Below are 23,810 nucleotides of genomic sequence, written 5' to 3'. Positions count from 1 at the left end.
TCTGCTGGCAACGGGTCTGTGAAGCACGAGTCTAGAGGGCTTGGGCGGATATACCGTTAGTCGGCTGGAAATGACTTTTGTAATGGCAATCCGCTTGCTTGCTTACCCTTTTGCCGAGACCGGTCTACAGTGAAGTCACTTTGCCGACTGCCAGCTGGCGTCGGGTATTGGGACCAAGAGATTCGAAAAGAGAAGTTGCATGGAACGCGCTCAAGATAATTCCAATGATAGCGCTTCGGTCTTATTGGTCGTCGATGACTATCCTGAAAACCTCGTGACGATGCGCGCGGTGCTGCAGCGCGCCGACTGGTGCATCGTGACCGCCAGTTCAGGGTTCGAAGCATTGAATGTTTTGCTTGAGCGCGAAGTTGATCTGGTGCTGCTGGATGTGCAGATGCCCGGCATGGACGGCTTCGAGGTCGCGCGGCTGATGCGTGGCAGCCAGCGAACCCGTCTGACCCCGATCATTTTCCTGACCGCCAACGAGCAATCCCAGGAAGCCGTACACAAGGGCTATGCCAGCGGCGCCACTGATTATCTGTTCAAGCCGTTTGACCCCAATGTCCTCAAGCCCAAGGTTCAGGCGCTGCTGGAGCAGCAGCGCAATCGTCGCGCATTGCAAAAGCTGACCCATGAACTGGACGCCGCCCGGGCATTCAACGAGTCGGTGCTGTCCAACGTGGCCGAAGGCATTGTGGTGGTTGACGAAGCCGGGGTGATTCGCTTCGTCAATCCGGCAATCTGCCGGTTGCTCGATGCCAGCGAGCAGCAACTTAGTGGCTCTTCATTGCTCGACCATGTCTGCGAGCCGCAGTCCGGGCATTGGCTGGAGTCGGGTTTTCATACCTACTACCGCCGCAACGAAACCTGGCGGGTGCACGATGCAACCCTGCTGACCCGCACTGGCGGCCATCTGCCGGTGACGTTCTCGTGTGCGCCGCTGCCCTCCGAGCAGGCCGGCATGGTGCTGAGCGTTCTCGACATGTCGGTAGAGCGCGACCTGTACCGGCAACTGGAGCAACAGGCGGTCACTGATGCGCTGACCGGGTTGCTCAACCGCCGCGGCCTTTACAAGGCTGTGGAGAACATGTTGCAGCGTAACGAACGGACGCATCGTTGCCTGGCCGTGTTGTACCTGGATCTTGATGGGTTCAAGCGTATCAACGACTCGCTCGGCCATCAGGCCGGCGATCAGGTATTGCTTTGGGTGGCCGGGCAGCTGCGTGAGTGCATGCGTCCTTACGATGTGCTGGCGCGCATTGGTGGTGACGAATTCGCTGTAGTAATAGAAGGTCTGGAACACCCCGAACAGGCAGCCAAGGTCGCGGAAAAACTCATCGAACGGGTATCGGTTCGTCGGCATGTCGATGGTATCGACGCCACGCTGGGGGTGAGCATCGGTATCGCGACCCATCCGGCCTGTGGCAGTAACCTTGATGAGTTGCTGCGGGTGGCCGATACCGCCATGTATGAAGCCAAGCGTGCCGGGCGCCAGCAATACCGTTTCTACGACCAGAACATGAATGGCCGTGCCCGGTCGCGGCTCATGCTTGAAGAAAGTGTGCGTAACGCTATCGAAGACCGGCAGTTCTCGGTGCTTTATCAGCCGCAGGTGCATGTCGCGGACGGTCGTTTACGAGGGTTTGAATCCATTCTGCACTGGCAGCATCCGGTGGTTGGCGACGTGCCACGGGATCTGTTCATGCCATTGCTGGAGGAAACCCGGCTGATCAACCGTCTCGGTGACTGGATGTTCGATCAGAGTGCCGAGCAGCGCCGCGCCTGGGGCCCGCTGTTCGACGCTGATCTGGTGGTGAGTGTCAGCATCGGCCCCGCGCAGTTCTGTCTGCCCAACCTGGCGGCGCAGCTGCAGGCGGCGATGCAGCGCCACGGGATCAATGCCGGGCAGATCGAAGTGGAAATCTGCGAGCGCTCGCTGCTGCATAACCTCGCCCACAGCCGCAAGCAATTGGGCCAGTTACATGATATTGGCGTGCGCGTGGCCCTGGACGATTTTGGGGTGGGCGACTGTTCGCTGTTGCACCTGCGCAATCTGGAACTCGACACCCTTAAGCTCGACCGGCACTTTATCGCTACCTTGCTGGACTCGCCGCGAGACGCGGCAATGGCACACAGCATCATCGAGCTGGCGCGCAACCTTGGCATTCTGGTCATGGCCGACGGTGTCACGACCCAGGCGCAACTGCACTGGCTGAGCGAAAACGGCTGCCAATTGGTGCAAGGCCCGTTGCTGGGTGCGCCGATGGGCGTCGAACAGGCCGGTCAGTTGCCCCGTCAGACCAGCCTTGCTGCGTTGTGCGTGCGTTGAGTGGTGTAGACTGCAGCGCTCGATCCGCTACCGCTATTTTGTGATGACCAGCAGTCCTCAGCCACCACTCAAGTACCTGCAAGCCTACCCTGCGACCCTGCAGGATCAGGTGCGTCAGATGATTGCCCGACAGCAGTTGGGCGACTACCTGCAGCAGCGCTATCCAGGCCGTCACGCTATTCAGAGCGACAAGGCGCTGTATGCCTATGCGCTGGAACTGAAAAACCAGCACCTGCGCAATGCCCCGCCGATCGACAAGGTGCTGTTCGACAACCGTCTGGACCTGACCCATCGGGCGCTGGGCCTGCATACCACGGTGTCACGGGTGCAGGGCGGCAAGCTCAAGGCCAAGAAGGAAATCCGCGTAGCCTCGCTGTTCAAGGAAGCGGCCCCTCAGTTTCTGGACATGATCGTGGTCCATGAGTTGGCGCACTTCAAAGAGTCCGAGCACAACAAGGCGTTCTACAAGCTTTGTGAGCACATGCTGCCCGGTTACCACCAACTGGAATTCGACCTGCGCGTCTATCTGACCTGGCGCGATCTGCAGGCCGGCTGAGACGAGAACCCGGCATGGACGTGAGCAAGACCAAAAGCAGCTTCTACCGGCGCCTTTACGTGGCCTGGCTGATTGACAGTGGCCAGGCCTGCAGCGTGCCGGCCCTGACCGAAGCCACCGGCATGCCCCGGCGTACCGCGCAGGACACCATTGCGGCACTGGCCGATCTGGATATCGTTTGTGAGTTCGAACAGCGCGAAGGTGCCCGGCATCAGGCCGGTGATTATCGTATTCATGATTGGGGGGCGATTGACCCGTGCTGGATCGAGCGCAATCTGGCGGGCATCAAGCGGGTGCTGGGTTATCCGTAGCGGTTATTCCAGGTCGCGGCGCATGCCGATATGCGCGATACCGTCTTCCAGATACACCTCGCCCACGGCATTGAAACCATAGCGGCTGTAGTAGCCCTGCAGATGGGCCTGCGCCGATAGATAAATGGGTTGGTCCGGCCATTTGCGCTCGGCCTGTTCAAGGGCCTGGACCATCAACTCATGGCCCAGCCCCTTGTTGCGGATCGTCGGGGCTGTCACCACCCGGCCAATGGTCACATCGCCGCCCTGCTGGATCGGGTCCAGCAAGCGCAGATACGCCACCAGTTGGCCTTCCTGCCAGCCCATCACATGGCAGGTGTCACCGATCAGGTCCATGCCGTCCACATCCAGATAGGCACACTGCTGCTCGACGACGAACACCTCGGCACGCAGGCGCAGCAGCGAATAAAGCTGCTCTATGCTCAAGTCGGTATGGTGTTTGCAGATCCATTTGATAGACATGTCGCTGACTCGGAGAAAAACCTGAACAGGATTCTAAACCCATCGGACGGTATTCCCAATAAAACCCTCTGCCACCCGCTGTCTGGCGCGTTGTGTGGCGCAGGGTAAAGGGTGCTTGCCTGTTTCACTGTGAGTGGATCGGTAGCATCTGCACAGCTGAGGCGGGCGTCGCATCGAACAGTGATGAGTGGATTGGAAGCGTTATGGACGACAGGCCCCTTCAGGTATCGCGCATGCGGCGATGGATTCGAATCATGGGAGTGGCGGGGCTGCTGTTGATAAGCGGGGCCAACGCCGCCGAACGTCTGCGACTGGTGGCTGACCCTTGGGCGCCATTCACTGACGTCAATTTGCCCAATGGCGGTCTGGCCACCGATATTGTCAGCACTGCGCTGGCCCGGGCGGGTTATGTCACCAGTTACGATCAGGTGCCTTGGGCCCGAGCCATACTCGGACTTGGCGAGGGTCGCTACGATGTCTTGATCAATGCCTGGTACACCGATGAGCGCACGCGTATAGGTCACTTTTCAGGCGAATACCTGCTCAACCGGGTCCGTTTTCTCAAGCGCCGGGACGCACCGTTCGACAGCTGGACACCCAGCATGCTGCATCGCTATCAGGTCGGTGTGGTGCGCGGTTATGCCTACTCGCCGGGGTTTGACGCCGACGCCCAGGTACGCAAGGTGCAGGTACAGAACTTCTCGATCGCGGCGCGGATGCTCGCCGCCGGGCGCATCGACCTGATTCTCGAAGACGAATACGTCGCCCGCAATCACCTGGCGCTGGAAGAACCCGATGTCCGTGATGCGCTGGAGTTTCTGGCCCAGCCGCTGAGTGAAAACAGCCTGCACATTCTGGTCAGTCTCAAACGCCCCGATCATGCCCGTGTCGTGGAGCGCTTCGATGCGGCGATTGCCGCGATGAAGGCCGACGGCAGCTATTACGAACTGTTGCGTCGGCACGGCTTCTGATCGGCGCTCAGAGGGTGTTTACAAAATAGGCGAACGAAGGCAAGACAAGGCGAAATCGAACGAAAAAGCGCTGTGTACATAAGTACATGAGCATTTTGACCGGGCTGGCGATCCAGGCCGATTTCAACGCCGTATTGCCGAGTGCAGCCATTTTGTAGAGATCCTCTCAGGCCGGCTCCGGCTGCTTGACCAGGTGCGCGGCCAAGGTGCGCAGTGGCGCCAGTTGCCGGCAAATCAGCGCCAGTTGGGTCTGTACCAGGCGCTGGCTTTCTTCCAGTTCATCGGTGACTTGCTCAAGCTCATTGGCCAGTGCTTCTTCAGCGTCGCTCTGGACGGCGACCGGCTGACGTTCGGCCAGACAGCGGGCAATGTCTTCGATGCTGGCTGCCAGGGTTGCGCCGGCGCCATCGATCAGGTGCTCATGGACAGTCGGCGGCAACTGGGTATCGCGGTGCGCACCCAGGCCCGACAGGTAACTGAGCAAGGTGTGCGACAGCACCAGAAAGCGAAAGCCCACATCGGCTTCCTTACGAAAATGCCCAGGCTCCTTGAGCATGTTGGCCAGCGTGGTAGACAGCGCCGCGTCGGCGTTGTGGGCGTTACGCCGGGCCAGGCGATAGGCCAGGTCGTCGCTCTTGCCCTTGGCGTACTGCTGCATGATCTGGCGCAGGTAGACGCTGTTGCAGGCCAGGGTATTGGCCAACACCTTGTTCAGCCGCCGGCCCTGCCAGTCAGGCAGGAACAGGAACACCGCCAGGCCCGCAATCAGGCTGCCGAGCAGGGTATCGAACAGGCGTGGCAACAGCAGCCCGTAACCGTCGCCAACCTGATTGAAGCAGAACAGCACCATCACCGTGATGGCAGCGGTCGACAGGGTATAGCGGGTGGTGCGATTGACGAAGAACACCACGCCGGCCAGTACCGCGCACATCGATTGCAGGATCGGACTGGTGACCAGGCCGAACAGCGCCCATCCCGCGACCAGGCCAATGGCGGTGCCGATGATCCGCTGGCCCAGCTTGATCCGCGTGGCGCCATAGCTGGGCTGGCAGACAAAGACCGTGGTCAGGATGATCCAGTAGCCGTTGGCCGGATGAATCAGATGCACCATGGCGTAGCCGACCGACAGCGCCAGGGGCAGGCGCAGTGCATGGCGAAACAGCAGTGAGGTCGGCGTCATCTGCAGGCGCAGGCGGTTCCAGACATCCTTGAGGTTGCGCGGTGAGCGGTCCAGCAGGCTGCTGTCGCTGGCATCGGCCAGGGCGTCGGGATTGCTGGCGTCACTAATCAGGCGGTCCAGGGTTTCCAGGTTGGCAGCCAGCGCCCGCAGCGAGCGCAGCAGGCTGCGCCAGGCCGGGTTGCTTTGCAGGCGCAGGTGCTCCAGCGAGGCGCGCAGGTCTTCCATGGCCTCGGCAAAGTTGGCGTCATAGATAAACGGCTGGCGCATCTGGATCGATTCGGACAGTGCCTGGCAGGCCGAGCCTTGCTGGCGTAGCAGGCGCTGGCAGCGAAACAGCACGTCGCTGTGAAAGAATGCGTCGGTCAGCGCGTTGTAGGGGTAGTGCGACGAGCTGGCGCGCTCGTGGATGTCCTGGGCAATAAAGTACAGCTTCAGGTAGCGGCTGACCTTGGAGCCGGGCCGGTTGCTGCCGACCCGGTGCAGGATGATCTCTTTGGTGGCATTGAGTGCGGCGACGACCTTGCCGTTCTGCTGCGCCAGCTCCAGGCGCCGGGCCTCGATATCCAGGCCACGAATCGGTTCGAACAGGCTCGACTTGAGCTTCAGGTACAGGCCCAGCTCGCGAAACAGCCGGGCCAGCGCCTGCTGGACGGGCTGGTTGGAGAACAACAACTGCCAGAGTACTGATAGCAAGCCGTACCAGGCCGCGCCGGCCACCAGCAGCATCGGTTCGTGCCAGAAGTCCAGCACCTCGCCGCCGCGCTGATCGACGCCGATCATGGTGTACACCGACAGGATCAAGGTGCCGTAGGCAATCGCGCCATAGCGCTCGCCAAGGGCGCCGAGCATGGTCAGGCAGAAGCTGGCCAGCGCCAGGGCAATGGCAAAGATCCATGGGTAGGGAAACAGCAGCTCGACGGCCAGCGCGGCGATGCTGAAGCACACCAGCGTCACGGCCAGGGCGTTGAGCCGGCCCTGCCAGTTATCGTCGGTCTCGGCCAGGGCGCAGGCGATGATTCCCAGAAACAGCGGAATCAACAGGCCCATCTCATTCTGATACCAGCACAGCGCCATGCTGCCGGTCAGGGCGATAAACACCCGGATGCTATAGGCAAACTTGTCCTGCGCCCACAGGCGGCGGAAGGTATGACTCAGGGATTTCGATGCCATGAATGCGCTGACAGCCTTTTTCGCGAGTGCAGATGGATATTTACAGCGCCGCAGGCAAGCTGTACATCCGCATTAGCAAAATATATTCCGGTTGGTTCGGTTGCGACCTGGCTGCGACACCGTGTCACACATACTGCGCTGCCGCGTAACCGGACGCCCAGGCCCACTGGAAATTGAACCCGCCCAAGTGGCCGGTCACGTCCAGCACTTCGCCGATGAAGTACAGCCCTGGCGATTTCAGTGACTCCATGGTCTTGGATGACACTTCGCGGGTGTCGATACCGCCCAGCGTCACTTCCGCCGTGCGATAGCCCTCGGTGCCGGCGGGCACCACTTGCCAGTCCGCCAGTTTTTCGGCGATCGCGGCCAGCTCGGCGTGGGGGTATTGCTTCATCGGTCTGGAGCTGAACCAGTGATCGGCCAGCAGGTTGGCCATCTTCTTGGTGAATACCTCGCCCAGCAGGGTTTTCAGCTCGCTATTGGGCCGTTCGGCTTGTTGCTGCTTGAGCCATTCATGGGCATCGCGGTCGGGCAGCAGGTTGATGTGTACCGTGTCGCCAGGTAGCCAGAACGAGGAAATCTGCAGCACTGCCGGGCCGCTCAGGCCGCGATGGGTGAACAGTATGTTTTCGCGAAAGCTGACATCGTTGCAGCTGACCAGGCAATCGACGGAGGTGCCGGACAACTCGCTGCACAGGGCCTTGAGCTGATCGGTGATAGTAAATGGCACCAGGCCGGCACGGGTCGGCAGCAACGTGTGGCCGAACTGCTCGCCGACCTGATAACCGAAGCCGGTGGCGCCCAGGGTCGGAATCGACAGGCCGCCGGTGGCGATTACCAGTGAGGCGCAGTCCAGGCGTCCGAGGCTGGTCTGCAACCGATAGCCTGTGTCGGTCTTGTCGATCTTCTGCACGGCGGTGTCCATGTGCAGGCTGGCACCGGCCTGCTGGCATTCATGCAGAAGCATTTCCAGAATGTCGCTGGACTTGTTGTCGCAAAACAGCTGGCCGAGCTTTTTCTCGTGGTATGGCACGCCGTTGCGCAGCACCATGTCGATGAAATCCCACTGCGTGTAGCGCGCCAGTGCCGACTTGCAGAAGTGCGGGTTGTGCGACAGAAAGTTGGAGGGCTCGGTGTACATGTTGGTGAAATTGCAGCGCCCGCCACCGGACATCAGAATCTTCTTGCCCGGTTTATTGGCATGGTCGATGACCATCACCCGCCGTCCGCGAGCTGCGGCAGTCAGGGCGCACATCAGGCCGGCGGCGCCGGCGCCGATGATTACAACGTCAGTAACGGACAACGAAAGATCCTCGTGAATAGATGGGCAGACGCCGTTGCAGCAGACCTGTCCCGGCTTTTGTGGGAGGGGCCGGCCGGCGCCCCGGTCTGCCCGCGACAGGGTGTGAGCAGTCGCCAGCAGAGCTGCCTCCCACAAGTCGATGGCCAGAGGTTGCGGTGCGATCAGATGATTCGCACGCGCAGCGATTTGCCCTTGATCTTGCCTTTGTTCAGGCGATCGAGCGCCTGCTGGGCGACGGCGTGCTCAACGGCGACATACGACTGGAAGTCGAAAATCGCGATCTTGCCGACCTGTTTACCCGCAATGCCCGCGTCGCCGGTCAGGGCGCCAAGAATGTCGCCAGGGCGCAGTTTGTCCTTGCGGCCCGAAGCAATGCACAGGGTGGTCATCGCCGGTTGCAGGCGAGCGCCGCCCTTGGTGGTCAGGGCGTCGTACTGTTGCCAGTTCAGTGGCGTCTTTTGCAGCGATTCGATGGCTCGCGCACGAGCACTTTCCGGCGGTGCAACCAGGCTGATCGCCACGCCTTTTTCGCCTGCGCGGCCGGTACGCCCGACCCGGTGCACGTGGATTTCCGAATCGCGGGCCAGCTCAACGTTGATCACCATGTCCAGCGCATCGATATCCAGGCCGCGTGCCGCCACGTCGGTGGCCACCAGCACCGAGGTGCTGCGGTTGGCGAACATCGCCAGCACCTGATCGCGGTCACGCTGTTCCAGATCACCGTGCAGCGCCACGGCCGACATGCCCTTGGCGGTCAGATGGTCGACCACTTCCTGGACCTGCTGCTTGGTGAAGCAAAAGGCCACGCAGGAGGCCGGCTGGAAGTGATTGAGCACCCGCACTACCGCTTCAAGACGTTGCTCGGGGGCGATCTCGTAGAAAATCTGCTGGATCTGGCTGTCGGCGTGCAGGGTCTGGACCTTGACGATCTGCGGCTCACGCATGAACTGCGTGGCCAGTTGCTTGATGCCGGCCGGGTAGGTAGCCGAGAACAGCAGGGTCTGGCGGCGCTCAGGGGTGTGTTCGACGATCTCGGTAATGGCTTCGATAAAGCCCATGTCGAGCATCCGGTCGGCTTCATCGAGCACCAGGGTGTTGACGCCGTCGAGCACCAGCGAGCCTTTGCGCAAGTGCTGTTGAATACGTCCGGGCGTGCCGACGATGATGTGTGCGCCGTGCTCCAGCGAGCCAATCTGCGGACCGAACGGTACGCCGCCACACAGGGTCAGCACCTTGATATTGTCTTCGGCGCGGGCCAGGCGACGAATCTCCTTGGCCACCTGATCGGCGAGTTCGCGGGTCGGGCACATGACCAGTGCCTGACAGCCGAAAAAGCGCGGGTTGATCGGTTTGAGCAGGCCGATGCCGAAGGCTGCGGTCTTGCCGCTGCCGGTCTGGGCCTGGGCGATCAGGTCCAGGCCCTTGAGAATCACCGGCAGACCCTGCGCCTGGATCGGCGTCATCTCGGCATAGCCCAGCGACTCCAGGTTGGCCAGCATGGCGGCAGACAGCGGCAAGGTATTGAAAGCGGTTTGTGTCACGACGGCAGGACCTGCAAAACAAAAATGTCGCGCAGTGTAGCAAATCACGAGGTCGCGTAGGAGCGGCTTCAGCCGCGAAGGGCTGTCCTACGCCTTGCGCCCCGGAAGCTGCAGGAAGATCCCCGCCGCCAGCATCGACATCACCCCGACACTGAGAAAGGTCAGCTGGAACGCACCCAGCACGCTGTTGGCTTCGCCACCACTCACGTCGCTGCTGAACCCGCCCAGCAGCGCTGCTGCACAGGCCACGCCCAGGCTCAGGGCCAGTTGCGCGACCACTGACAACAGGCTGTTGCCGCTGGCCGCGCTGGCATCGTCCAGGTCGATCAGGGTCACGGTATTCATCGCCGTGAACTGCAGCGAGTTGACCGCCCCGAGCAGCGCCAGATGCACCAGCAATACCCAGTACGGGGTCTGCGCATCCACCAGCGCCAGGCTGGCCAGCAGTATGCCCAGCAGCAGCGTGTTGCCGGTGAGGATGATCCGGTAGCCCAGCGCGTCGATCAGCCAGCGCGCGATGGTCTTGGCGAACATTCCTGCGGCCGCCAGTGGCAGCATGCTCATCCCGGCCTGGGACGGCGAATAGCCCAGCGCGACTTGCAGCAGCAAAGGAATCAGAAACGGCAGCGCGCCGCTGCCCAGGCGGGCGAACAGATTGCCGAGGATACCCACCGCGAAGGTCCGGGTGCGAAACAGTGTCGGCGAGAACAGCGGTGCCTCGACATGCCCGGCGCGCAGCCAGTAAGCGGCCAGACAACCCATGCCGGCAAACAGCAACAGCACCACCCGCATGTGTGGCAAATGCAGCTCGCCCAGCCCTTCCATGGCGGCGGTGATCAGCAGCATGGCGGCGCCGAACAACAGGAAACCCAGCGTGTCGAAGCGCGTACGCCCGCCGCCGGGGATGTCCGGGATGTAATGCTTGACCGCATAGCAACCGAGGATGCCCACCGGAATGTTGAGCAGGAAGATCCAGTGCCAGCTCATGTACTCGACCATCCAGCCGCCCAGGGTCGGTCCCAGTAGCGGACCGAGCAGGGCCGGGACGGTGATGAACCCCATGATCCGCACCAGCTCCGAGCGCGGGTAGGCACGCAGCACGATCAGCCGGCCGATCGGTAGCATCAGCGCGCCGCCCAGCCCCTGGATGATCCGCGCCCCGACCAGCATGTCCAGGGTCCATGACACGGCGCAGAGCAACGAGCCAATGCTGAACAACAGGATCGCGCTGAAGAAGATGCGCCTGATACCAAAGCGGTCAGCGATCCAGCCCGAGGCGGGAATCAGCAGCGCGATGGTCAGCATGTAGGCGATCACCACCGACTGCATGCGCAGTGGGTCTTCCTTCAGTGACTGGGCCATGGACGGCAATGCGGTGTTGAGAATGGTGCCGTCCAGGCTTTGCATGAAGAAGGCGATGGCGATCACCCACGGCATCCAGCGCAGGGTCTTTTCATCCAGAACAGGTGTCGATGTGCTCATGCGCTCCTTACAGCGTCAGGGTCAGGCGTTTGATCAAGGCGCCGGGCAAGCGGGTCGAGGATGTCTGGCGCTGCTCATAGGTGCTGGTCGACAGAATCAGCTCGCGTTCCCGGGTCAGGGCTTCTAGCTGATCGCCCAGCATGCTGTAGGCGCTGTCGTCGAAGCGCATGGTATTGACCGGTGCACTGATCCGACCGTCCTCGACCCAGAAGGTTGCGAAGCGGGTCATGCCGGTCATGCGCGCAGCGGGCTGGTCGGAGAAGTTCAGGTACCAGAGGTTGCCGATGTACAGGCCGGTGCCGAGCTGCTGAAGGATATCTTCCTGGGCCAACTCGCCAGCCGCCATGCTCAGCGCGCTGGGCCATTCGCCGCCGTTGGCGCCGTTGGCAGGCAATTGGTATTCGGCGGCGCTACTGGAGTCCACCAGGCGCTCGCCGGCCTGGCCGGCGCTGATCAGGCCCAGGTCGCGGCGCGGGTAGCCTTCGCCGGAGAACGCTGGCGACAGCGAGCCGCTGACGTGCTCATTCAGGCTCACCAGCGGGCTGAGGTGCGCCTCGCCGTCGTACAGGCGTTGCAGCGGGCTTTGTTTGCTGGCGATGGCTTGTGCCGAGAAGCCACCCCAGGCCAGCATGCTCATGATTTCGTCCAATGCGGCGGGCGCCAGATAGGCGCGGTATTGTCCGGGCGCCAAGGTGATTGCCGGCAGGCCCAGATACTGCAATTGCTCGCGAGCCTGTTCGAACTGGCGGACGAAGGCTGCGTTGTCCCAATGCAGCCCTGCATAGTTGGCTTTTACCGCCTGGCCGTTGGCATGGAACAGGCTCCAGTCGAAGTTGAAGCTGTTGGCCTGATGCCAGCCCAGGGCGCCCCAGGAACTGGCAAAGCCGCGGTAGATGGGGCCGGCGGCATAGATGCCGACCAGATCCAGGCCACGGGCCATTTCGCTGATCTGCGCCACTACGCTGCTGCTCTCTGGCAATGGCGTGGTTTGCCAGCTCTCGGTACTCCAGGCTTCGGTATTGGGCAGCAGGTACGGGTCGACAGGTAGCAGTGGCAAGGTTTCGCGCAACTGGCGCAGCGCCTGTTCCAGACGCAGACGGTCCTCTGTCGGGTCGTCAGCCAGGGTCAGGCTGAGGTCGGCATGGCGACCGTCGTGGATCAGTTTGAGGCTGACGCTGGCCTGTTGCACGTGCCCGGCCTGACGCACCTGGCCGTGATTGAAACGGATGAAGTCCGACGCCTCGGCGTCATAGCTCAGGGTGAACTGCTCAGCGCTCTCGCAACCGGCCTTGAGCACGGCCACCAGGGCTTCGAATTGTGCTTGGCGGTCCATCAGGCGTCTCCTCCGAATACATCTACATCACTGAATACGCAGGCCGGTGAAGCATGACCAACCCGCACCACCTGATTGGGTTCGCCCTTGCCGCAATTGGGCGTGCCCAGCACCTCGAAGGTACTGGCGTCGCCCACCGCACTGAGATTGCGCCAAAACTGTGCGGACACGGCCCGGTAGTTGGGGTTCTTGACCACGCCCTTGAGCTGGCCGTTTTCGATCAGTTGTCCCCATTCGCAGCCGAACTGGAATTTGTTGCGAGCATCGTCGATGGACCAGGAGCGGTTGTTGGACATCAGGATGCCGTGTTCGATACCGCCGATCAGGCTGTCCAGCGACTGATCGCCTGGCTCGATATTCAGGTTGGCCATACGATCGATGGGCGCGCGGTTCCAGTTACAGGCGCGGCTGTTGGCCACCCCCGGCAGGCCACTGCGCTGTTGCGACAAGGCGCCGCCCAGTGGCCGCTCCAGCAGACCGTTGCGAATCAGGTAGTGCTTGCTGGCCGGTGTGCCGTCGTCGTCATGGCTGTAGCTGGCCAGTTGTTCGGGTATCTCCGGGTCAAAGGTCACGTTGAGCAGGCTGGAGCCATACTGCAGGGTGCCGAAATCTGATGCCTTGACGAAGCTGGTGCCAGCGTAATTACGCTCATCACCGAGGATGCGGTCCAGTTCCAGCGGATGACCGATCGATTCGTGGATCTGCAGAATCATCTGGTCGGGCATCAGTAGCAGGTCCCGTGCACCACTGGGGGTATTGGGCGCCAGCACCAGTTGCAAGGCTTGGTCGGCTACCCGTGGGGCTGCGCCGGGCAAGCCGCAACGCTGGATGATTTCGGCGCCGCCCTGCTGGCCGAAGTTGCTGCCGCCCAGGCTGCGGGTCTGGCTGTCGTGGCCGTCCCATGCAGTGACGCTCAGGCCTGGATAAACAAAGCGCTGGGCCTGACGCAACTGCGCGCCGGCGCTGTTGAGGTAGATCTGCTCCAGGGTTTCCAGGCCCAGACTGGCTCGCCAGTCGACCAGACGCTGGTCTTTGGGCACGCTGGCCGATTCGTCGAGCAGCAGTTGCAGGGCGTCGCCCAGCGCGGGAAACGCCTGGTCCAGATGTGGCGACAGGTAATCGGCCTGGGCACTGGAGACCGGTTGTGCGCTGAGGTCGAGCAGCGCATGCGGCGCCAACTGGCGGGCCAGCGCTTCGGCGCGCTCCAGCGCCGCCTGCAAACCCTGTTGTGACAGGTCGTGGGTTGCCGCGTAGGTTTCCACGCCCGCCAGGCGTACGGTAATCATTGCCCCCTCGTCCTGACCCAGCGACAACGGCTGGGCGACGTTGCGGCGTACCGAAAGGTATTGATGGGTACGCCGTACGTGGCGAACGGAAAAGAACGACGCTTCACTGCGCAACGCCGCGAAGCGCTGCTTGAGGATGGCGTGGAAGTCGAACATGCGGCGCAGGCTCCGTTAAAGGCGTTTTGCTTCTATATGGCCAGATTAACCCGCCTCATTGGCAGAGGCGAGCCTGCGCGCAGCAAACACGGGGCCCTGTAGGAGCAGCTTTAGCTGCGAAGCTTCGCTGCTAAAACTGATCGCCGCCCGACGGATCGCCGCCCGAGCGCTCCTTCAGGCAGTCGCTGCCTTGGCCAGTTGCATATCCAGATACTCGAACGCGATGCGCTGCGCCTGCTCGGTATCGAACCCATCACCCGACAGCGCGCCGCGCAGCCACAGGCCATCGATCAGGGCTGCCAGGCCGCGGGCGGCGCTGCGTGCCTGATCGACAGGCAGGGCACGGCGGAACTGCCAGCACAGATTGGAGTACAGACGATGGTCGTTGATGCGTTGCAGGCGATGCAGCGAGGTGTGGTGCATGCTGGTGGCCCAGAACGCCAGCCAGGTTTTCATCGCCGGGCCATTGACTTGGCTGACGTCGAAGTTGCCTTCAACAATGACCCGCAGGTGTGCTCTGGGGCTATCGTCGACAAGGGCCTGGCGACGCGCCGCCGTGTTGGCGCTCAGAGCGTTCATCAGATGGCGCATGGTGGCCTCGATCAGGCCATTCTTGTCTTTGAAATAGTGGCTGATGATGCCGTTGGAGACACCGGCCAGACGCGCGATCAAGGCGATGCTGGCGTCGCCCATGCCGACCTGATCAATCGCGGCCAATGTGGCCTGGATCAGTTGTTGGCGACGGATGGGTTGCATACCGACCTTGGGCATGGGGCGGGGTCTCCTGGTTCACAGTGACGAAACGGCCCCGCAGTCTAGTTATTTTTCTCCGGTCGATAAATCATTAAAAACAGTAGGGATATGAAAAAAGCCGCGAACTCCGAGGAATTCGCGGCTGATTTCAGGCTATTTGCAACTCATTCTCAGCTGTTATGCCCTGCGCACGGTGCACAGGGCAGGTGGGCATCAGCCGTGGTTTTTGCCCAGCAAGGCGTGATACAGCTCGGTGTCGCCGAGAATCCCCACCACCCGGTTACCGTCCTGCAGGACCAGCTTGTTGCCGGTCTGGTAACGAATCTGCAGCGCGTCACGCATGCCGATGTTGGAGTCCACCAGGGTCGGGATACGCTGCAGGTCCGCGACGTTCTGACCAGGCTGCCAGTTCTGTACCGAAATCGGTGCGGCGCCCTGACGTACGCCTTTGATCACATTGCCTTCGGCCAGATCAATCCAGGAATCGCCACCTGGATCCAGGCATACCGAGCCATTGATCCGCTTGCAGTTGTCCAGGGTGCGCATCAGGCTGCGCCCGCACAGCACGTTGAGCGGGTTGGTGTGGGCAACGAAATTGCGCACATATTCGTCGGCCGGGTTGAGGACGATTTCTTCCGGCACGCTGTACTGGATGATCCGCCCGTCTTTCATGATGGCGATGCGGCTGCCCAGTTTCAGCGCTTCGTCCAGGTCGTGGCTGACGAAGACAATGGTTTTGCTCAGCTTGCTTTGCAGGCTCAGCAGTTCATCCTGCAGGCCCTGGCGAATCAACGGGTCGAGGGCCGAGAAGGGTTCGTCCATCAACAGAATGTCGGCGTCCATTGCCAGTGCACGGGCCAGGCCGACACGTTGCTGCATGCCGCCAGACAACTCATCGGGCTTCTTGTTGCGCCATTGGGTCAGGCCCACCAGTTCGAGTTTCTCATCGACCAGTTTGCGCCGCTCCTTTTCCGGTCGTCCCTGCATTTCCAGGCCGAAGCTGATGTTCTCGCGCACAGTCAGCCAGGGCATCAGGGCAAACTTCTGGAACACCATGGCGATACGCTTGGTGCGCATCATCTTCAACTCGGCTTCGGTGCAGTTGGCAATGTCGATTTTCGAGCCTTCGTGCTCCACCAGCAGCGAGCCGCGGCTGACCGTGTTCAGGCCATTGATGCAGCGCAGCAGGCTGGATTTGCCCGAGCCGGACAGGCCCATCAAGACGCAGATCTCGCCCTTGTTGATATCCAGGTTGGCCTTTTCGACGCCGACGATCTGACCCAGCTCCTGGAGGATTTCGCCGCGCGTCTTGCCCTGGTCCAGCAGCTTGAGTGCGGCACGTGGGTCCTTGTTGAAAATAACGTCCACGTTTTCGAATTTGATGATGCTCATGCGTCGGCTCCCACCTTGGCTTCAGGCTGTTTGCAGATACGATCGAGCATGATGGCCAGCAATACGATCGCAAGGCCGGCTTCGAAGCCAACCGCGATATCGGCAGTGTTCAGTGCGTTGACCACAGGTTTGCCCAAACCGTCGGCGCCCACCAGGGCGGCGATCACCACCATCGACAGCGACAGCATGATGCATTGGGTGATACCGGCGGCGATGCTCGGCATGGCATAGGGCAGTTCGATACGGGTCAGCAACTGGCGACGCGAAGAGCCGAAGGCCTTGCCGGCGTCGAGCAGTTCCTGAGGGACGTCGCGAATCCCCAGATAAGTCAGGCGCACCGGTGCGGCAATCGCAAACACCACCGTAGAGATCAGACCGGGTACCACGCCCAGGCCGAACAGGGTCAGGGTCGGGATCAGATAGACGAAGGTTGGCACGGTCTGCATCAGGTCGAGAATCGGTCGGATGCAGGTGTAGAACCAGGGCTTGTGCGCGGCAATGATGCCCAGCGGCACGCCGATGATCACGCACACCAGGGTGGCGAACAGCACCTGGGCGAGGGTTTCCAGAGTTTCTTGCCAATAGTGCAGGTTGAGGATCAGCAGGAACGACAGAATCACGAAGACGGTCAGGCCCCACTTGCGCTGGATGAAGTGGGTCAGGGCGGCGATCAGGCCGATCAGTACGTAAGGGTTGAACCAGGCCAGGGAGAACGTCAGGCCGTGGATCATCATTTCAAGGCTGTAGGCAATGGCGTCGAAGTAGTTGGCGCCATGGCGAATCAGCCAGTCGACAAAGGCGGAAATATACTCGCCCAGGGGGAGCTTGTGATCGGTCAACATGATATCGGGTGTCCGCTTGCGGGTGCCTTTGAAAATGACCGGCGTTGCCACTGCCAGGGATTTTCAGAAGCACCTTTACGTGAAGATTGAATGCGGCAGGCCCGGAGAGCCTGTGCTCTGGGTACTACTGGGTCAGCTTGGCCCGGGCGGCTTCCAGACCCGGTTTGCCGTCGACGGTGGTAACGCCGGACAGCCAGGTGTCGAGCACCTGCGGGTTGGCTTTCAGCCACTGCCTGGCGGCCGCGTCAGGTTTTATCTTCTCGTCCAGCACCTTACCCATCAGGGTGCTCTCCATGTCCAGCGTGAACGATAGATTCTTGAGCAATTGGCCCACGTTGCTGCATTGCTCCGTGTAGCCCTTGCGCGTGTTGGTATAGATGGTTGCCTGGCCAAAGTTGGGGCCAAAGAAATCGTCGCCGCCGGTCAGGTACTGAATCTTGAAGCGGGTGTTCATCGGGTGTGGTTCCCAGCCGAGGAACACCACGTCGCCGCCTCTGCGGTTGGAGCGGTCGACCTGCGACAGCATGCCGGCCTCGCTTGACTCGACCACCTTGAAACCGGCGTCTTTCAGGCCGAAGGCATTCTTGTCGATCATGCTCTGGATCAGGCGGTTGCCATCGTTGCCCGGTTCGATGCCATAGATCTTGCCGCCCAGTTCGTCTTTGAATTTGACGATGTCGGAGAAGTCTTTGAGGCCCTTGTCATACAGCGATTGCGGCACCGCGAGGGTGTATTTGGCGTTTTCCAGGTTGGCCCGGACGGTTTCGACTGTGCCGGCTTCGCGGTAGGCCTTGATGTCGTTTTCCATGGTCGGCATCCAGTTGCCGAGGAACACGTCCATGTTCTTGCCTTCGGCCAGCGACTTGTAGGTCACCGGCACCGAGATCATGGTGGTCTTGGTCTTGTAGCCGAGTGCTTCAAGCACCTCACTGGTGACGGCGGTGGTCACCGTGATGTCGGTCCAGCCGACGTCGGAGAAGTTGACGGTATGACATGCCTGGGGTTCTGCAGCGTGGGCCAGCATCGGCAAACCGAGGGTGGCGACCAACAGCAACGACGTTGAACCTTTCATGGGGGAGCTCCTGTGATCTTTTTCTCATCGTCGTCCCGTCTGCGGGGATGACGTGGCTTCTTTGGGCGCAGGCTTCTTGAGAAAGCCCATCACGGTGCCTTGCGATCGAGTCGGGTCGATCATCTACCAGCAAAAAACAAACGCCTACAGGGGGCGTCGTAACCAGTGCGGGAGGGGTCGCATCCAGTGTGTGCGACGTCGTTTCCAGTTTCTTTGGCGTTGTCCGGGCCTCTTGCGGATACCTGAAAGCGCCTGACAGCCTCGGTTTTTAAGCTCTATTGCGGGGCTTTCAGGTGGCGGCGTTGCTGAGCATGAGTGCGTCGGTGTGGGACGGCGTGCAATGGCTGAAAAGGCTGATGATTTGGCCATAACAGCGAACTGCAGTGGCTGGTGTACGCCAAATCGGCAACAGATCCAGCGTAGCAGCTACGCCCATAAAAGCGCCCCGGCGCTAATAAAGACCTGATGATGGAGCTTGGCGACAATGGCAATCAGCGTGTTTGACCTGTTCAAGATCGGCGTGGGACCTTCCAGTTCACATACAGTAGGGCCGATGCGCGCCGCCGCGCTGTTCGTCCAGGGTTTGCGTGACAGCGGCAAGCTGGAGAGCATCGAACGCATCGAAGTGCGCCTGTACGGTTCGTTGTCAGCCACCGGCGTCGGCCACGGCAGTGATAATGCGGTGATTCTCGGCCTGATGGGCCAGTGGCCGGATGCTATCGATCCGGCAATGATCGGCCCGGCCATCGACACCCTGAAAAGCACCGATACGCTGATGCTCGATAGCCGCCTGCCGATCTCGTTCGTGTGGTCGCGGGACATGCTGCTGCTCGACGAGAACCTGCCGTTTCACCCCAACGCCATGACCCTGATTGCCGAAGGCCGGGGCGGCGAGATCTATCAGGACACCTACTACTCCATCGGTGGCGGTTTCGTGGTCGACCAGGTTCAGGCCGACAGCGGCGAGATGGACGGTGATCGCACCGAGCAGCCCTACGAATTTTCCAGTGCCCGGGAACTGCTGCAGTTGTGCCGCCAGCACGGTCTGCGGGTGTCCGAGCTGATGATGGCCAATGAAAAAGTCTGGCGCAGTGAGGCTGAAATTCGCGCCGGGATCATGAAGCTGTGGGCCGCCATGCAAGAGTGCGTGGATAACGGCCTCAAGCACGACGGCATTCTGCCCGGCGGGCTCAATGTGCGCCGCCGGGCGGCAAAGCTGCACAAGAGTCTGCAGGAGCTGGGCAAGCCCAATGTGATCGGCTCGACCCTCAACGCCATGGAGTGGGTCAATCTGTTCGCCCTGGCGGTCAACGAGGAGAACGCCGCCGGTGGGCGGATGGTCACCGCACCGACCAACGGCGCGGCCGGGATTATCCCGGCGGTGCTGCATTACTTCGTCAAGTTCAGCCCGGACGTCAATCAGAGCAATGTGGTGGATTACTTCCTCGGTGCGGCGGCCGTGGGCATCCTGTGTAAAAAGAACGCCTCGATCTCCGGTGCCGAAGTCGGCTGCCAGGGCGAGGTCGGTTCGGCCTGTGCCATGGCGGCGGCGGGGCTTGCCGATGTGTTGGGCGCCACACCTGAGCAACTGTGCAACGCCGCAGAAATCGGCCTGGAGCACAACCTGGGCCTGACCTGTGATCCGGTCGGCGGTCTGGTGCAGGTGCCATGCATCGAGCGCAATGCCATCGCTGCGGTAAAGGCCATCAATGCCGCACAGATGGCGCTGCGCGGTGACGGCGAGCACTTTATCTCTCTGGATCGGGTGATCCGCACCATGCGTGACACCGGCGCGGACATGCACGACAAATACAAAGAGACCTCGCGCGGCGGCCTGGCGGTCAGTGCCGTCGAGTGTTAACCGCAGCTTCGATCGATCGGGGCCTGTTTCACGGATGAGTCCGCTCCTGCGCAGGGCCGTAGGAGGGGCTTGAGCCCCGACGCATAAGCGGCGCGCCGGCTCTGCTCACTTTTGGCTCAGGGCGGCGCAATGACGCCTTGTTTCAGCGCAAAAAGACCTTCCAGAGTGTGCGGGTAGTGACACTTGTCAAAGCCCCACTGTTTCTTGCCTTGTCCGAGTGCTACCGAATTGCTCAGTGGTTCCAAGTGATTTGCGAGCCTGTCGCATTTGAATATGCAGGTCGCTGTCGTGGTTACGCTTAGCGACGTCGCTTTTGGGTTTTTTGTCGTTCACAGACAAATTCAGGCATGGGAATTGCGATGCATTTGGTACAGCCCTGCAATGCGTAGGGCAATAAGAATGAGAGCCTCCAGTGAGGCCACCTACCGCTCAAGTGCGAGGAGATTCCGTGATGACTTCGTTCAATGCCGGGGCAGCCCCCCAGAACCGCGCTCCACAGTCCATCGGCTTTTTGTTGCTCGATAATTTCACGCTTATTTCCCTCGCGTCGGCGGTCGAGCCGCTGCGCATGGCCAACCAGCTGTCGGGTCGCGAGCTGTATCGCTGGACCACCCTGAGCCTTGATGGCAGCCAGGTCTGGGCCAGCGACGGTTTGCAGATCACTCCCGACGCGGCGATGCACAAGGCACCGGCCCTCGATACCGTGATCGTCTGCGGCGGTGTCGGCATCCAGCGCACCGTAACCCGTGAGCACGTCAGCTGGCTGCAATCCCAGGCCCGTCAGTCGCGGCGTTTGGGTGCGGTGTGTACCGGCAGCTGGGCGCTGGCTTGCGCCGGCCTGCTCGATGGCTTCGATTGCAGCGTGCACTGGGAATGTCTGGCCGCGATGCAGGAGGCTTTCCCGCGGGTGACCATGAGCACCCGCTTGTTCACCCTGGACCGGAACCGCTTCACCAGCTCCGGTGGCACCGCGCCGCTGGACATGATGCTGCACCTGATCAGCCGTGATCACGGTCGCGAGCTGTCGGCGGCGATCTCGGAAATGTTCGTCTACGAACGCATCCGTAACGAGCAGGACCACCAACGCGTGCCGCTCAAGCACATGCTCGGCACCAACCAGCCCAAATTGCAGGAAATCGTCGCGCTGATGGAGGCCAACCTCGAAGAGCCTATCGACCTTGACGAGCTGGCGGTGTACGTGTCGGTGTCGCGCCGGCAACTGGAGCGGCTGTTCCAGAAGTACCTGCACTGTTCGCCATCACGCTACTACCTCAAGCTGCGCCTGATCCGTGCCCGGCAACTGCTCAAGCAGACGCCGATGTCGATCATCGAAGTGGCTTCGGTGTGCGGGTTTGTCTCGACGCCGCACTTTTCCAAGTGCTATCGCGAGTACTTCGGCATTCCGCCACGCGATGAGCGGGTAGGTTCCAACACTGCCCAGCAGGTTTCCATGCTGCCGATCCCGCAGGCCATGGTACTGGCGCCGCTGTCCGGGCCGATGTCGGCGCTCAACCAGGCGCGCAACGAGTCGACCTTCGCCAGCGTGCGTATCTGACAATCGCCCCCGGTTGTGTCAGGCAACCGGGGGCGATGTCGGTTAGTCAGGCGTGGGTTTGTTTGTAGGCCACCAGCGCCGGCAGCAACTGTTGATCAATGGCCTGGCGCACCGCCGGCAGGATGGTCGCACTGCCGGCCAGCATGCTTTCAACCAGTTTGCGCAACGCGATCGCGCGGTCATCGGTAAGGCCGCGCACTGCCTGGGCACAGGCCTGCTCCGGGGTCGCACCTGAGGGCGTTTCAAAGCCCAGCGCCCTGAGTTTGCCGATCAGGTCGTCCTGGTCAATCAGGTCTGCGTGCATCATGGCGTTGTTCCTTCGACAGGGTGGTAACTGATTCTGGTAGGCCTTCACAGCCTGGGCAAGGGCTTGTAGAGGTGATGGCAGGATTACCTAAGAACAGGTCGTTTTCGGCTAACTCCTGTTTCAGCAGCCAGAGCAGACTGAAATCCTTCGACGTGTACTCTACAAGGGCTTGGTCACCCGATGTCACGTTCGGTCCCCGGTTTTGTGACGGCTTTACCGGGGTTTTTCATGTCTGGTGTAAACTGGGCGGCCTTCCAGGAGCTGCCATGAATTATCGTCACGCCTTCCATGCCGGCAACCATGCCGACGTCTTGAAACACATTGTCCTCACTCGGCTGATTGCGCTGATGTCGCGCAAGGAGCAGCCGTTCGCCTACATCGACACCCATGCCGGGATCGGTCTGTATGACCTGCAGGGCGATGAAGCGACCCGCACCGGTGAGTGGGTCGAAGGCATCGGCCGCTTGTGGGAGGCCACTGACCTGCCTGCGGCCGCGGCCGGTTATATGGATGTATTGCGGCACATGAACCGCAAGACCGGCGAACTGCGCTACTACCCAGGCTCCCCTGAGCTGGCCCGGCGCCTGAGCCGTGAGCAGGACCGCGTATTGCTTAATGAAAAGCACCCCGATGACGGTGCGCTGCTTAAAGACAACATGAAGTTCGACCGCCGCGTGGCGGTGCATCTGGGCGAAGGCTGGCACGTGCCGCGTGCGTTGCTGCCGGTGCAGGAAAAGCGCGCGGTGATGCTCATCGACCCGCCGTTCGAGCAACTCGATGAACTCAAACGCTGCAGCGTAGCGCTCAAGGAGGCCATCGGGCGCATGCGCCAGACCGTTGCGACCATCTGGTACCCGATCAAGGACCCGCGCCAGCTCAAGCGTTTTTATCAGGACCTGGCTGAAACCGGCGCGCCCAAGCTGCTGCGCGTGGAACTCTACGTCCACCCCCTGGAAACCCAGGCCAGCCTCAACGGCTCCGGGCTGGCCATCGCCAACCCGCCGTGGGGGCTTGAAGAAGAGCTGCGCGAGTTGCTGCCCTACCTGGCCGAAAAGCTGGGCCAGACCCAGGGCGGCTGGAAAATGGATTGGTTGATCGCGGAGTAGGACCGGCCGGCGATCCGCTTTGGCCGGGAAGGCTTCCCGGCTAAAGCCGGTCCTACGGGCCCGTGTTTGCTGCGCGACAGCGCGACGCCAAGGCGACGGGCGATCTCCTGCGTCGCTCCTGCTGCAAGCTTAGGCTGGCAGGCACACCCCGGTGCCGCCAATCCCGCAATAGCCCTGCGGGTTCTTCGCCAGGTACTGCTGGTGGTAGCCTTCGGCGAAGTACAGGGTCGGCGCCTCGGCGATTTCGGTGGTGATTTCACCCAGGCCAGCCTTGGTCAGCTCGGTCTGGTAACGCGCTTTGCTGTCCAGGGCTTGCTGCAGTTGTTCGGGTTTGGTGCAGTAGATGACCGAGCGGTACTGGGTGCCAATGTCATTGCCCTGACGCATGCCTTGGGTCGGGTTATGCAGTTCCCAGAACATCTTCAGCAGGGCCTCATAGCTGACCTTCGCCGGCTCATAGACGACCAGGACGATTTCGGTATGCCCGGTCAGGCCTGAGCAGACTTCTTCGTAAGTCGGGTTGGGGGTGAAGCCGCCGGCGTAACCCACCACGGTGCTGACCACTCCCGGGGTCTGCCAGAAGCGCCGCTCTGCGCCCCAGAAACAGCCCAGGCCAAAGATCGCGAACTCGACCTCTTCGAAGAACGGGCCGAGCAGCGGCGTATCATGGACGAAATGCTTCTCGGGGAGCTGGATATGGCTATCGCGGCCCGGCAGGGCTTGTTCGGCGGTAGGCAAGACGTTCTTGTTTACCAGGATTTCCGAGCGCAGGGTCATGAGCAAGTCCTCTGAATAGGCAGGCTGGCGCACGTAAACAGCGGCTGCGCCATACACTGTAAAAA

The 23,810-nt window shown here is 61.4% G+C and carries 20 protein-coding genes; 7 read left to right on the top strand and 13 right to left on the bottom strand.

All coding sequences use genetic code 11. From position 1 onward, the window contains the following. Window positions 1-199: 199 nt before the first annotated feature. Genes NRB16_RS14910 through NRB16_RS14900 form a run of 3 tightly spaced genes read left to right on the top strand, consistent with a single transcriptional unit; the run spans window position 200 to window position 3,196 of the window. Window positions 200-2,329: a bifunctional diguanylate cyclase/phosphodiesterase gene (locus NRB16_RS14910; RefSeq protein WP_045486652.1), complete on the top strand. Its 2,130-nt coding sequence runs from the start codon at window positions 200-202 to the stop codon at window positions 2,327-2,329. Window positions 2,330-2,372: 43 nt separating this feature from the next. Then, on the top strand, window positions 2,373-2,885 hold the full coding sequence (locus NRB16_RS14905) for a YgjP-like metallopeptidase domain-containing protein (RefSeq protein ID WP_045486654.1): 513 nt from the start codon (window positions 2,373-2,375) through the stop codon (window positions 2,883-2,885). 14 nt (window positions 2,886-2,899) lie between these two features. Beyond that, window positions 2,900-3,196, top strand: a complete 297-nt coding sequence (locus tag NRB16_RS14900) for a helix-turn-helix domain-containing protein (protein WP_253140296.1) — start codon at window positions 2,900-2,902, stop codon at window positions 3,194-3,196. Between the two features lie 3 nt (window positions 3,197-3,199). Here NRB16_RS14900 and NRB16_RS14895 read toward each other — a convergent pair whose 3' ends face one another. Further along, window positions 3,200-3,658 (bottom strand): GNAT family N-acetyltransferase, encoded by a 459-nt coding sequence (locus tag NRB16_RS14895; protein ID WP_045486660.1) that lies wholly within the window; start codon window positions 3,656-3,658, stop codon window positions 3,200-3,202. Between the two features lie 233 nt (window positions 3,659-3,891). Here NRB16_RS14895 and NRB16_RS14890 point away from each other — a divergent pair, with 233 nt between their 5' ends. Then, window positions 3,892-4,629 carry an ABC transporter substrate-binding protein gene (locus NRB16_RS14890; RefSeq protein ID WP_045486663.1) on the top strand — a complete coding sequence of 246 codons (738 nt, stop codon included), beginning with the start codon at window positions 3,892-3,894 and terminating at the stop codon, window positions 4,627-4,629. Window positions 4,630-4,795: 166 nt separating this feature from the next. Here the strand turns inward: NRB16_RS14890 and yccS are convergent, their stop codons facing one another. The 10 genes from yccS to NRB16_RS14840 all read right to left on the bottom strand — a co-directional run bounded on the left by yccS (window position 4,796) and on the right by NRB16_RS14840 (window position 18,139). Further along, a complete protein-coding gene (gene yccS, locus NRB16_RS14885; RefSeq protein ID WP_045486666.1) occupies window positions 4,796-6,979 on the bottom strand; it encodes a YccS family putative transporter in 2,184 nt (727 codons plus the stop codon). A 124-nt stretch (window positions 6,980-7,103) separates the two neighbouring features. Further along, entirely contained in the window at window positions 7,104-8,282 is a 1,179-nt protein-coding gene (locus tag NRB16_RS14880) for an NAD(P)/FAD-dependent oxidoreductase (RefSeq protein ID WP_084709939.1), read from the bottom strand. Between the two features lie 161 nt (window positions 8,283-8,443). Beyond that, window positions 8,444-9,823: an ATP-dependent RNA helicase DbpA gene (dbpA, locus tag NRB16_RS14875; RefSeq protein ID WP_257106412.1), complete on the bottom strand. Its 1,380-nt coding sequence runs from the start codon at window positions 9,821-9,823 to the stop codon at window positions 8,444-8,446. 87 nt (window positions 9,824-9,910) lie between these two features. After that, window positions 9,911-11,305, bottom strand: coding sequence for a multidrug transporter subunit MdtD (gene mdtD, locus NRB16_RS14870; protein ID WP_045486671.1), 1,395 nt, complete (start codon window positions 11,303-11,305; stop codon window positions 9,911-9,913). 7 nt (window positions 11,306-11,312) lie between these two features. Continuing rightward, window positions 11,313-12,638, bottom strand: a complete 1,326-nt coding sequence (locus tag NRB16_RS14865; protein WP_257106411.1) for a TldD/PmbA family protein — start codon at window positions 12,636-12,638, stop codon at window positions 11,313-11,315. After that, a complete protein-coding gene (locus tag NRB16_RS14860; RefSeq protein ID WP_253114388.1) occupies window positions 12,638-14,080 on the bottom strand; it encodes a TldD/PmbA family protein in 1,443 nt (480 codons plus the stop codon). Before NRB16_RS14860 ends, NRB16_RS14865 begins: the two co-directional genes overlap by 1 nt. A gap of 174 nt (window positions 14,081-14,254) precedes the next feature. Continuing rightward, window positions 14,255-14,851 carry a transcriptional regulator BetI gene (gene betI / locus NRB16_RS14855; protein WP_045486679.1) on the bottom strand — a complete coding sequence of 199 codons (597 nt, stop codon included), beginning with the start codon at window positions 14,849-14,851 and terminating at the stop codon, window positions 14,255-14,257. Window positions 14,852-15,046: 195 nt separating this feature from the next. Then, window positions 15,047-16,225: a choline ABC transporter ATP-binding protein gene (gene choV / locus NRB16_RS14850; RefSeq protein ID WP_045486681.1), complete on the bottom strand. Its 1,179-nt coding sequence runs from the start codon at window positions 16,223-16,225 to the stop codon at window positions 15,047-15,049. After that, on the bottom strand, window positions 16,222-17,070 hold the full coding sequence (gene choW / locus NRB16_RS14845) for a choline ABC transporter permease subunit (protein ID WP_173426713.1): 849 nt from the start codon (window positions 17,068-17,070) through the stop codon (window positions 16,222-16,224). The genes choV and choW overlap by 4 nt, the downstream gene beginning before the upstream one ends. Window positions 17,071-17,191: 121 nt before the next feature. Further along, the gene (locus tag NRB16_RS14840; protein ID WP_045486684.1) at window positions 17,192-18,139 is read right to left on the bottom strand and encodes a choline ABC transporter substrate-binding protein; all 948 of its coding nucleotides are present in this window, start codon (window positions 18,137-18,139) and stop codon (window positions 17,192-17,194) included. Between the two features lie 484 nt (window positions 18,140-18,623). Between NRB16_RS14840 and NRB16_RS14835 the strand changes: the two genes are divergently transcribed. Continuing rightward, entirely contained in the window at window positions 18,624-20,000 is a 1,377-nt protein-coding gene (locus NRB16_RS14835) for an L-serine ammonia-lyase (protein ID WP_045486687.1), read from the top strand. Between the two features lie 451 nt (window positions 20,001-20,451). Then, complete coding sequence (locus NRB16_RS14830) at window positions 20,452-21,555, top strand: GlxA family transcriptional regulator (protein WP_045486690.1); 1,104 nt, start codon at window positions 20,452-20,454, stop codon at window positions 21,553-21,555. Between the two features lie 46 nt (window positions 21,556-21,601). Here the strand turns inward: NRB16_RS14830 and NRB16_RS14825 are convergent, their stop codons facing one another. Continuing rightward, the gene (locus NRB16_RS14825) at window positions 21,602-21,862 is read right to left on the bottom strand and encodes a hypothetical protein (RefSeq protein WP_045486692.1); all 261 of its coding nucleotides are present in this window, start codon (window positions 21,860-21,862) and stop codon (window positions 21,602-21,604) included. 266 nt (window positions 21,863-22,128) lie between these two features. Here NRB16_RS14825 and NRB16_RS14820 point away from each other — a divergent pair, with 266 nt between their 5' ends. Then, window positions 22,129-22,968, top strand: a complete 840-nt coding sequence (locus tag NRB16_RS14820; RefSeq protein WP_257106410.1) for a 23S rRNA (adenine(2030)-N(6))-methyltransferase RlmJ — start codon at window positions 22,129-22,131, stop codon at window positions 22,966-22,968. A gap of 129 nt (window positions 22,969-23,097) precedes the next feature. On the opposite strand, the gene msrA is transcribed toward NRB16_RS14820, so the two are convergent. Further along, a complete protein-coding gene (gene msrA / locus NRB16_RS14815) occupies window positions 23,098-23,745 on the bottom strand; it encodes a peptide-methionine (S)-S-oxide reductase MsrA (protein WP_045486695.1) in 648 nt (215 codons plus the stop codon). Window positions 23,746-23,810 lie beyond the last annotated feature (65 nt).

The sequence above is a fragment of the Pseudomonas sp. LJDD11 genome, assembly GCF_024584215.1.
Lineage (GTDB): Bacteria > Pseudomonadota > Gammaproteobacteria > Pseudomonadales > Pseudomonadaceae > Aquipseudomonas.
This window is presented reverse-complemented; position numbering and strand designations above follow the sequence as displayed.

Excerpts from the sequence above, each read along its gene's own strand:
- NRB16_RS14830 (WP_045486690.1), top strand. The coding sequence starts at position 20,452 with ATGACTTCGTTCAATGCCGGGGCAGCCCCCCAGAACCGCGCTCCACAG.
- NRB16_RS14910 (WP_045486652.1), top strand. The coding sequence starts at position 200 with ATGGAACGCGCTCAAGATAATTCCAATGATAGCGCTTCGGTCTTATTG.
- NRB16_RS14860 (WP_253114388.1), bottom strand. The coding sequence starts at position 14,080 with ATGTTCGACTTCCACGCCATCCTCAAGCAGCGCTTCGCGGCGTTGCGC.
- msrA (WP_045486695.1), bottom strand. The coding sequence starts at position 23,745 with ATGACCCTGCGCTCGGAAATCCTGGTAAACAAGAACGTCTTGCCTACC.
- choV (WP_045486681.1), bottom strand. The coding sequence starts at position 16,225 with ATGAGCATCATCAAATTCGAAAACGTGGACGTTATTTTCAACAAGGAC.
- NRB16_RS14900 (WP_253140296.1), top strand. The coding sequence starts at position 2,900 with ATGGACGTGAGCAAGACCAAAAGCAGCTTCTACCGGCGCCTTTACGTG.
- yccS (WP_045486666.1), bottom strand. The coding sequence starts at position 6,979 with ATGGCATCGAAATCCCTGAGTCATACCTTCCGCCGCCTGTGGGCGCAG.
- NRB16_RS14905 (WP_045486654.1), top strand. The coding sequence starts at position 2,373 with ATGACCAGCAGTCCTCAGCCACCACTCAAGTACCTGCAAGCCTACCCT.
- NRB16_RS14840 (WP_045486684.1), bottom strand. The coding sequence starts at position 18,139 with ATGAAAGGTTCAACGTCGTTGCTGTTGGTCGCCACCCTCGGTTTGCCG.
- NRB16_RS14820 (WP_257106410.1), top strand. The coding sequence starts at position 22,129 with ATGAATTATCGTCACGCCTTCCATGCCGGCAACCATGCCGACGTCTTG.
- mdtD (WP_045486671.1), bottom strand. The coding sequence starts at position 11,305 with ATGAGCACATCGACACCTGTTCTGGATGAAAAGACCCTGCGCTGGATG.
- NRB16_RS14890 (WP_045486663.1), top strand. The coding sequence starts at position 3,892 with ATGCGGCGATGGATTCGAATCATGGGAGTGGCGGGGCTGCTGTTGATA.
- NRB16_RS14865 (WP_257106411.1), bottom strand. The coding sequence starts at position 12,638 with ATGGACCGCCAAGCACAATTCGAAGCCCTGGTGGCCGTGCTCAAGGCC.
- NRB16_RS14895 (WP_045486660.1), bottom strand. The coding sequence starts at position 3,658 with ATGTCTATCAAATGGATCTGCAAACACCATACCGACTTGAGCATAGAG.
- NRB16_RS14825 (WP_045486692.1), bottom strand. The coding sequence starts at position 21,862 with ATGATGCACGCAGACCTGATTGACCAGGACGACCTGATCGGCAAACTC.
- NRB16_RS14835 (WP_045486687.1), top strand. The coding sequence starts at position 18,624 with ATGGCAATCAGCGTGTTTGACCTGTTCAAGATCGGCGTGGGACCTTCC.
- betI (WP_045486679.1), bottom strand. The coding sequence starts at position 14,851 with ATGCCCAAGGTCGGTATGCAACCCATCCGTCGCCAACAACTGATCCAG.